6 protein-coding genes are annotated in these 6,507 nt (G+C 67.0%); all 6 read left to right on the top strand.

What is annotated here, in order from left to right; translation table 11 throughout:
- A partial coding sequence (locus AC3XYG_RS02105; protein ID WP_489138160.1) for an amino acid permease occupies window positions 1–1,288 on the top strand: 1,288 nt, incomplete at its 5' end.
- Between the two features lie 135 nt (window positions 1,289–1,423).
- The gene (gene denD / locus AC3XYG_RS02100) at window positions 1,424–2,416 is read left to right on the top strand and encodes a D-erythronate dehydrogenase (protein WP_489138159.1); all 993 of its coding nucleotides are present in this window, start codon (window positions 1,424–1,426) and stop codon (window positions 2,414–2,416) included.
- Window positions 2,417–2,708: 292 nt separating this feature from the next.
- Window positions 2,709–3,767 carry an ABC transporter ATP-binding protein gene (locus AC3XYG_RS02095; protein ID WP_489138158.1) on the top strand — a complete coding sequence of 353 codons (1,059 nt, stop codon included), beginning with the start codon at window positions 2,709–2,711 and terminating at the stop codon, window positions 3,765–3,767.
- A 56-nt stretch (window positions 3,768–3,823) separates the two neighbouring features.
- A complete protein-coding gene (locus AC3XYG_RS02090; RefSeq protein WP_489138157.1) occupies window positions 3,824–5,332 on the top strand; it encodes an ABC transporter substrate-binding protein in 1,509 nt (502 codons plus the stop codon).
- A complete protein-coding gene (locus tag AC3XYG_RS02085) occupies window positions 5,259–5,948 on the top strand; it encodes a pentapeptide repeat-containing protein (protein ID WP_489138156.1) in 690 nt (229 codons plus the stop codon). Before AC3XYG_RS02090 ends, AC3XYG_RS02085 begins: the two co-directional genes overlap by 74 nt.
- Window positions 5,949–6,037: 89 nt before the next feature.
- Window positions 6,038–6,507: carbohydrate ABC transporter permease (locus AC3XYG_RS02080; protein ID WP_489138155.1), on the top strand; the 470-nt coding region annotated here is incomplete at its 3' end.

Genomic DNA, 6,507 nt, shown 5'->3' with positions numbered 1-6,507 from the left:
GACGAGGGAGATCGCCTCGGCCTATCCCACCGCGGGGGGCCTTTATCACGGGGGATCGATCCTGGGCGGGCGCGGCGCGGGCTGGGTCACGGCCTGGCTCAACCTGCTCGGCTCGATCACGGTGCTCGGCGCGATCAATGTCGGCACCTTCTATTTCGTCCAGGGTGCCTTCGGCACGCAGCTGGGCATGGGCACCGATTTCACCACCCAGATCATCTTCATGGTGGTGCTGACCGGCAGTCAGGCGCTCCTGAACCACCTCGGCATTCGCATCACCACGCTGCTGACCGACCTCAGCGGCTACCTGATCTTCCTGGTGGCCATTGCCCTCACGATCCTGCTGCTGGCCTACGCCCCGGCGATCGACATCTCGCGGCTGTGGACCTTCACCAACTACAGCGGTCTGCCGGCGGACAACGCGGTCTGGCCGCAGCACAGCAGCCTGCTGATGGTGTTCCTGCTCGGCCTGCTGCTGCCGATCTATACCATCACCGGCTTCGACGCCTCGGCCCACACCTCTGAGGAGACGGTGCGTGCGGCCTACAACGTGCCGCGCTCGATGGTCCGCTCGGTCCTGCTCTCGGCCCTGTTCGGATACGCCATGCTGGTTGCCTTCGTGTTGGCCATCCCGAACATGAACGACGCGGCGGCCCAGGGCTGGAACGTGTTTTTCTGGACCATGGATTCGGTGATGCCGACCGGTCTCAAGATGGCGCTCTATATCGGCATCGCCATCAGCCAGTTTCTCTGCGGCCTCGCCACCGTCACCTCGGTGTCGCGGATGATTTTCGCTTTCGCCCGCGATGGCGGCCTGCCGGCGTCCTCGATCCTGCGGAAGGTCAGCCCGCGCTTCCGCACGCCGGTTGCGGCGATCTGGACCGGCGCCATCCTGGCCGTGGTGTTCACCGCCTATACCCCCGTCTACACGACGGTGGTGTCGGTCACCGTGATCTTCCTGTTCATCTCCTACGGCGTGCCGATCGCCCTCGGCGCCATCGCCTACGGCCGGACCTGGACCAAGATGGGGCCGTGGTCTTTGGGCGGCGCCTACCGGCTGGTGGCGCTGCTGTGCGTGCTGTCGGTGATCCTGATCTTCTTCATCGGCGTGCAGCCGCCGAACGACAAGGCGCTGTGGATCACCATCGGCTTCCTGGTCCTGACCGCGATCGTCTGGTTCGGCCTGGAACGCCGGCGCTTCAAGGGCCCGCCGATCGGCGACGCGATCAACCGCCGCCAGGCCGAGATCGCCGCCGCCGAGCAGGCGGTGGGCCAGGCCAGCCAGGCCTGACGGCCCGTGACCTTCGGAAGGGGCACTCTTCGGAGCGCCCTTTTTCTTGCCGCCGGGTTTGGGCCGATCTACACCTTATAAGTCATACAATACGGCCGCCCGCGCAGGCGGCGGCAGGATCAGAGGAAACGCAGGATGAAGGTCGTCATCACCGGTGGTCTCGGTTTCGTCGGGCTGAACTTGGCGCGCGCGCTGCTCAAGCGCGGCACGCTGACCGGCATCTCTGGCGGGCCGGAGCCGATCGACGCCATCACCCTGTTCGACATGGCGGCGCCGGACGACCGGCAGGACGGGCTGGACGACCGGGTGTCGATCGTCACCGGCGACATTTCCGACCGCGCCACCGTGACCGGCCTGGTCGACCGCGACGACATCTCGGTGTTCCATCTCGCCTCCATCCTGTCCGGCGGCGGCGAGAAGGATTTCGACCTGGCGCTGCGGGTCAATCTCGATGGCGGGCTGAACGTGTTCGAGGCGCTGCGGGCGCGTGCGGGCGGGGACCAGCGCCTGGTCGCCGCCAGTTCGATCGCCGTGTTCGGCGGGTCGGTGATGCCGAAGGAGGTGACCGACGCGACCAAGCAGACCAGCCAGACCACCTACGGTGTCACCAAGACGATCACCGAGCTGCTGATCAACGACTACAGCCGCAAGGGCTTCTTCGACGGCCGTGCGGCCCGGCTGCCGACCATCTTCGTCCGCCCCGGCAAGGCCAATTCCGCCGCCTCCAGCTTCTGCTCCGGCGTGTTCCGCGAGCCGCTGAACGGCGTGGAATGCGTGCTGCCGGTGACCCGGGCGCAGCTGCCGATGCTGGGCTACCGCAACTGCGTCGCCAGCTTCATCGGCCTGCATGAGGCGCCGGCATCGGCCCTGGGCGACGACCGCGCCGTCAACCTGCCCAGCCGCGCCTATACGGTCGAGGACATGGTGGCCTCGGTGAAGCGGGTGGCCGAGAAGTACCAGATCAAGTTGGGCCCGATCACCACCAAGCCGGACCCGGTGATCCAGGCGATCGTCGACGGCTGGGCCACCGACGCCAGCTGGGACCGCGCCAAGGCGCTGGGCCTGCCGATCGACGAGAGCATCGACCGCGTGGTCGAGGATTACATCGAGGACTTTTTGCGCCGCTGAGTGCGGGCGCGCTTACTCAACCCGAGCGGTGAGGGCGGCCGGGCCGTCCTTAACCGTCATCACGAGCCCCGCAGGGGCGTGGCGATCCAGAGATCGAGCCGCTGGATCGCCGCGTCGCCTCGCGATGACGGTTCTAGATGTTCGATGCCGGGGCGGCACAGGTCTTTAGTCCGATCCCCCCGTATTTGTATGACCAAATAGCCGAAACCGTTTGACCGCTCCGGACCATCCGTTACCCTTCCCTCAACGATCCGGTGGCCGCGATGCCGCCGGCACAGGACGGGGAGGGGAGATGGCGTCGGTTTCGATCCGCGGTGTCACCAAGAGTTTCGGTACCGTTCCCATCATCCACGGCGTCGATATCGAGATCGGCGATCATGAATTCGTGGCGTTGGTCGGCCCGTCCGGCTGCGGCAAGTCCACCCTCTTGCGCATGATCGCGGGGCTGGAGCGGATCACCGGCGGCGAGATCGCCATCTCCGGCCGCCGCATCAACGACGTGGCGCCGAAGGAACGGGACATCGCCATGGTGTTCCAGAACTATGCGCTGTATCCGCACATGACGGTGCGGGACAACATGGCCTTCGCCCTGATGCTGGCCAAGACCGACAAGGCCGAGATCGACCGGCTGGTCGGCGACGCCGCCGGCATCCTCGGCCTGACCGCGCTGCTCGACCGCTATCCGCGCCAGCTGTCCGGCGGCCAGCGCCAGCGGGTGGCGATGGGCCGGGCGATCGTGCGCGACCCGCAGGTCTTCCTGTTCGACGAGCCGCTGTCCAACCTCGACGCCAAGCTGCGGGTGCAGATGCGCACCGAGATCAAGCTGCTGCATCAGCGGCTGCAGACCACCTCGATCTACGTCACCCACGACCAGGTCGAGGCGATGACCATGGCCGACCAGATCGTGGTGATGCGCGACGGACGGGTGGAGCAGGCGGGCGCGCCGCTCGGTCTCTACGATCATCCGGCCAATGTCTTCGTCGCCGGCTTCATCGGCTCGCCCGCCATGAACTTCATCGACGGCACGGTCGGCGACGGCGGGGTGACGACGGCGGGCGGCATCGTGTTGCCGCTGCCGCTCCAGGTCCGGGCGCAGCACGGCCAGCGGGTGCGCTACGGCGTGCGGCCGTCGCATCTGCGTGTGGCGGCGGATGGCACCGGCCTGCCGACCGAGGTCGAGGTGGTCGAGCCGACCGGCGACGACACCTTCGTCTATGGCCGCATGGCGGGGCAGGAGATCTGCGCCCTGTTCAACGAGCGCCAGTCCTTCGGGCCGGGCGACACCATCCGGCTGCTGCCTGATGCGGCGCGGATCCATCTGTTCGACGCCGAGACCGAACGCCGCCTGTAGCGGCTCGCATTTCCAAGCACAGTATTTCCAATCAAGATCAAGACGGGAGAGGAAACATGGCTGATTTCACGCGACGCGATGTTCTCAAGACCGGGGCGGGCCTGGCGGCGGCCGGCGCGATCGGCACGGCCCTCCCTGGCGGCCTGATCCATCCGGCCCAGGCGCAGGACCTGTCCTACACGCCGGAGCAGGGGGCGTCGCTGCGGGTGCTGCGCTGGGCCAAGTTCGTCCAGGGCGACGAAAACCAGTGGCTGGCCAACACCAAGGCCTTCACCGACAAATACGGCGTGGCCGTCCGGGTCGACAGCGAGGGTTGGGAGGACATCCGGCCGAAGGCGGCGGTGGCGGCCAATGTCGGCAGCGGCCCCGACATCGTGCTGGTCTGGTTCGACGACGCCCAGCTGTATCCGGACAAGCTGCTCGACGTCACCGAGCTGGCCAATTATCTCGGCAACAAGTACGGCGGCTGGTACGATGGCCTGCAGGGCTATGCCCAGCGCGACGGCAAGTTCATCGGCCTGCCGCTGGCGGCGATCGGCAACGCCATCTGCTATCGCGAAAGCTGGGTGAAGGAAGCCGGTTTTTCGGAGTTCCCCAAGGACACCGACGGCTTCCTGGCGCTGTGCCGCAAGCTGAAGGAGAACGGCCATCCGCCAGGCTTCACCCTCGGCAACGCCGTCGGCGACGGCAACAATTTCGGCCATTGGATCATGTGGAGCCATGGCGGCCAGATGGTCGACGAGAAGGGCAACGTCGTCATCAACAGCCCGGAGACGATCGCCGGGCTGAAATATGCGGCCGAGCTGTACAAGACCTTCATCCCCGGCACCGAGGCCTGGCTCGACAGCAACAACAACCGGGCCTTCCTGGCGGGCGAGGTCAGCATGACCGCCAATGGCGTGTCGCTGTACTACGCCGCCAAGAACGACCCGGCCCTGCAGGACATGGCCAAGGACATCAAATGCGTCCAATTGCCGATCGGCCCGGTCGGCAAGTCGGTGGAGCTGTGCCAGACCACCTCGGCCATCGTGTTCAACTACACGAAGTATCCGAATGCGGCGAAGGAGTACCTGCGCTTCATGTGGGAGAAGGAGCAGTTCTTCCCCTGGATGGAGGCGTCGAGCGGCTATTGCTGCCAGCCGCTGAAGGGCTATGCCGACCACCCGGTGTGGAAGGAAGACCCGAACAACGCGGCCTATGCCGGTGCGTCCGAACGGCTGCGCCCGAACGGCTATGCCGGGCCGCTGGGCTATGCCTCGGCCGCGGCGATGGCGGACTACATCGTCGTCAACATGGTGGCGGAGGCAGCGACCGGCCAGCGCACGCCGGAAGACGCCGCCGCGCGGGCCCAGAAGCGGGCGGAACGCTACTACCGGGTGGGAGGCGGCCGGCCGGGGAGGGCGGATGATGTTCGGCTGTCGGATCCTGCTGGTAATGCTGTTCGCCGGCCTGGCCTCGCCGGGCTGGAGCGCCGATCTCACGCGCGATCAGGTGATCGCGATCCTGTCCCGCGCCTCCCCGGCCGCGCCGGCCGATTTCTCCGGCCGGTCGCTGGAGAAGGTTGATCTCAGCCATCTCGACCTGTCCGGTGCCAACTTCGCCGGTGCCGACCTGTTCGCGGCCAAGCTGGAGGACAGCAACCTGACCGGGGCGGACCTGAGCGGTGCCAATCTCGGCCTCGCCTGGGTGATCCGGGCGAACTTCACCGGGACGGACCTGTCCGGCGCGAATGTGATGGGGCTGGTCGTCGCCTCGGGCCTGCAGACCTCCCCGGCCGAGGCCCCGATCTTCCTTCGGACGAAATTCGCCAAGGCGCGGGTGATCTCGCGCTTCGGCGTCTTCGACCTGCGCGGGGCCGATTTCACCGACGCCAGGCTCGGAGTCGACATGCGCAACCAGTCGATGGGGATCCTGCGGGCCGACTTCTCGGGTGCCAGGCTGGACGGCGCCGACTTCAGCCGGGCCGATCTCGGCCGCGCCTGGTTCCGCTTCGCCAAGCTGCAGGGGGCCCGCTTCAACGGCGCCAGCCTGCTACATGTCGACTTCTCCGGCGCTGATCTCACCGGTGCGGATCTCACCGGCGCCGACGCGACCGGGGCTGATTTCGGGGCGGCGGTCCTGACCGGTGCCATCGGGCTCGACACCGTCAAGGGACTGGATCCCGCAGTCCCGCGCCGGTAGCGCCCGGGATATGACGGTCAACTTCAGCGCGGCCTGAGGCCGCAAGCCGGGGCCGCCCGCAAAAGGCCCCGGCCGCTCGTGGAGGATAGATGTCGACGATCGCGCGGCGGGTCAGGCCTCCGGCCAAGCCCGCTTCCTGGATGGCGCGGATGATGGAAAGCCGGAACGCGCTGGGCTTCGCGTTCCTGCTGCCCGCCCTGGTGATCCTGCTGCTGTTCCTGACCTATCCGCTGGGCCTCGGCCTGTGGCTTGGCTTCACCGACACGCGGCTGGGCCGGCCCGGCGTGTGGATCGGGATCGAGAACTACGAATACCTCTGGGACGATTCGCTGTTCTGGCTCGCCGTGTTCAACACCGTGCTCTACACGGTCGTCGCCAGCGTGTTCAAATTCGCGCTCGGCCTGTGGCTGGCTCTGCTGCTGAACCGGAACCTGCCGTTCAAGGCCTTCCTGCGCGCCATCGTGCTGCTGCCTTGGGTGGTGCCGACGGTGCTGTCCGGCATCGCCTTCTGGTGGATCTTCGACGCCCAGTTCTCGGTGATCTCCTGGGCGCTGATCCG

Source organism: Inquilinus sp. (assembly GCF_057815775.1).
Note: the sequence above shows the minus strand (reverse complement) of the source record. Positions and strands in the feature narration are given on the sequence as shown.